Raw genomic sequence first — 3,153 nt, 5'->3', positions numbered from 1 at the left:
TATTGTATGCAATGAGCGAACTGGGAATGACTCCCGATAAGCCACATAAAAAATCAGCCCGTATTGTCGGGGAAGTACTAGGTAAGTATCATCCACATGGTGATACTGCCGTTTATGATGCAATGGTAAGGCTTGCTCAGGATTTTTCAACCAGATATCCACTGATTGACGGACATGGAAACTTTGGTTCCGTTGATGGTGACAGAGCGGCTGCAATGAGATATACAGAAGCAAGAATGTCTAAAATGGCACTTGAGATGCTTAGGGATATAAATAAAGAAACTGTTGGCTATCAATACAATTTTGATGAAACATTAAAAGAACCTACGGTACTTCCAAGCAAGTATCCAAATCTTTTGGTTAATGGTTCAAACGGTATAGCCGTAGGTATGGCAAGCTCTATTCCACCCCATAATATGGGTGAGGTAATAGACGGTACAATTGCATATATCGACAATGATGAAATAACCGTTGATGAATTGATGGAACATATAAAGGGTCCAGATTTTCCAACAGGTGCCGATCTTATAGGCAAGGAAAATATAAAAAGAGCCTATAGAACAGGTCGAGGCAAGGTTGTAGTAAGAGCTGTAACAGACATCGAGGAAATGAAAAACAACAAGACAAGAATCATTGTTACAGAAATACCTTATCAGGTCAACAAGGCAAGACTAATAGAAAAGATAGCCTTTCTTGTAAGGGACAAAAAGATTGAGGGAATTACTGATTTAAGAGACGAAAGTGATAGAGAAGGTATGAGGATAGTAATCGAAATTAAAAGAGATTACAATCCAAATATTGTGCTAAACAATCTGTACAAGCATACTCAGATGCAGGATACTTTTAGCATAATAATGATTGCACTTGTTGATAATCAGCCTAGGGTACTGAATCTTAAAGAGATGATTCACTACTATGTAATGCATCAAAAGGATGTAATTACAAGAAGAACACAATATGATTTAAACAAGGCCCAGGCAAGATCCCATATTCTAGAAGGATTAATAATAGCTCTTGATAATATTGATGAAATAATAAAAATTATTAGAGCTGCATACAATGATGCAGAGCTTAAGCTTATGGAAAGATTCAACCTTTCTGAAATTCAAGCCAAGGCAATAGTTGATATGAGACTTAGAAGACTCCAGGGACTTGAAAGAGAAAAACTTGATGCAGAATATGCAGAACTTAAAATACTCATAGATAAATACGAGGAAATTCTTGGAAATGAAATTATATTGATGAATATTATCAAAACTGAATTGATTGAAATCAGGGATAAATTTAGTGATAAAAGAAGAACAACCATCAATGCCGATGAAGGTGAAATAAACTTAGAAGACCTAATAGAAGAACAGGAAGTAGCCATAACTGTAACAAAGCACGGTTATGTTAAGAGAATGCCTGAAGATACATATAGAGCACAAAAAAGAGGTGGAAAGGGAATCATGGGACTCTCAACCAGAGAGGGAGACTATGTTAAGGATATATTGATAACGTCTACCCACGATCATCTTTTATTCTTCACAAATAGAGGAAAAATATATAAAATAAAGGCTTATGAGATACCTGAGGCTAGACGACAGGCCAAGGGAACTGCTATAATAAACATAATACCTGTTGAATCAGGTGAAAAAGTTACAAATATTATTCCTATGAAGGACAAGGAATATATTAACGAAGAGCTGATTTTCTCAACTAAGCTTGGTAAAATCAAGAAGACAAGGATTGATGAATTTAATAATATCAGAAAATCCGGAATCATTGCCATTAAGATTTCAGATGAAGATGAACTTAACGGAGTAGATAAGATTCTCGGAGGAGAAGATATATTTATTGTAACCAAGAAAGGAAAAGCCATTAGATTCAAGGAAAATGAAGTAAGGTCCATGGGACGTACTGCTTCTGGAGTAAGGTCTATTTCTCTTGAAAGAAGCGATGAAATAGTATCAATGGATATACTTAAAGAAGAAAAGGAAATGTTTATAATTACAGAATATGGATATGGAAAAATGACAAAAACTGGTCTGTATAGATGTCAGGCAAGAGCTGGAAAGGGTGTTAAGACCTATAAAATCACCAAAAAAACAGGTGACATAGTAGGTTCTCAGATGCTTGACAAGGAAGATGATATAATGCTTATAAGCAAGGATGGAGTCATTATCAGAATGAGCGCTTCTGAAGTTTCTACAATGGGTAGAGCAACTCAGGGAGTAAGGGTAATGAAAATGAATGAAGGCGACAGCGTAGTATCTTTGACAAAAATCGAGTTTGATGAAGAGTAGGAGGTAATCCATGGCATTGACAATTGAAAAAAGAATGGAAGAGAACAAGATAGTAGTTTTGCCAGTAGGCGATATAGACATAGTTACATCGCCAGATTTCAAGGATGTTGTAATGAACATGTTCGAGGACAGCGGCCATATACTTATAGACGGTGAAAAGCTTGAATACATGGACAGTACAGGACTTGGAGTATTGATAAGCCTTCTTAAAAAGACAAGAACAAATAATTCAAAGATAAGTCTTACGAATCTTAAGCCAAATATATACAAATTATTTGACATTACAGGATTGAATAATGTCTTTGAAATAATATAGGTGAAAATATGAGTGATAAGATAACTTTGGACATTCCAAAAAAATCAGATTTCATAAGCATTATAAGGCTTACTACATCATCAATAGTCAACAAGCTTGAATTCAATATAGACGAAGTAGATGATCTTAAGATTCTTGTTTCAGAACTCAGTGTAATGTTTATCAGATACATTAAAGATGATAATAAGAATCTCAGATTTGAATTTACATTGGATGAAGACTTTATAAAAATAGATGTTGTAGATTTAAATGAAGGAAAATTCAATATAGACGAAGATGATCTAAGCATGATGATAATAGAAAGTCTATCCGATGAATACAGCATTGATGAGGATAACAAGAGAGTTACAATAGTAAAAAAATGTTCATAAGCGGGTTAAGTATGAGTGAATATAAAAGGGTAAAAAATTATGAAATGTTTCTCGAATTCAGCAAAGACAAGACAAACAAGGAACAGAGAAACGAAATTTTCAAAAAATATGAATATATTGCTGAAATTATTTCAAAGAAGTATGTGAACAAAGGCATAGACTATGATGATCTTTTTCAGAT

At 34.3% G+C, this 3,153-nt stretch carries 3 protein-coding genes; all 3 read left to right on the top strand.

The features are described 5' to 3' along the window. Window positions 1-2,285, top strand: a 2,285-nt coding sequence (gene gyrA / locus AC3AX0_RS10185; RefSeq protein ID WP_487550184.1) for a DNA gyrase subunit A, incomplete at its 5' end; no start/stop codon positions are given. Between the two features lie 10 nt (window positions 2,286-2,295). Further along, window positions 2,296-2,601 carry an STAS domain-containing protein gene (locus AC3AX0_RS10180; protein WP_487550183.1) on the top strand — a complete coding sequence of 102 codons (306 nt, stop codon included), beginning with the start codon at window positions 2,296-2,298 and terminating at the stop codon, window positions 2,599-2,601. Window positions 2,602-2,609: 8 nt separating this feature from the next. Continuing rightward, window positions 2,610-2,972 carry an ATP-binding protein gene (locus AC3AX0_RS10175; protein ID WP_487550182.1) on the top strand — a complete coding sequence of 121 codons (363 nt, stop codon included), beginning with the start codon at window positions 2,610-2,612 and terminating at the stop codon, window positions 2,970-2,972. Window positions 2,973-3,153 lie beyond the last annotated feature (181 nt).

Source organism: Dethiosulfatibacter sp., from assembly GCF_983023055.1.
This window is presented reverse-complemented; position numbering and strand designations above follow the sequence as displayed.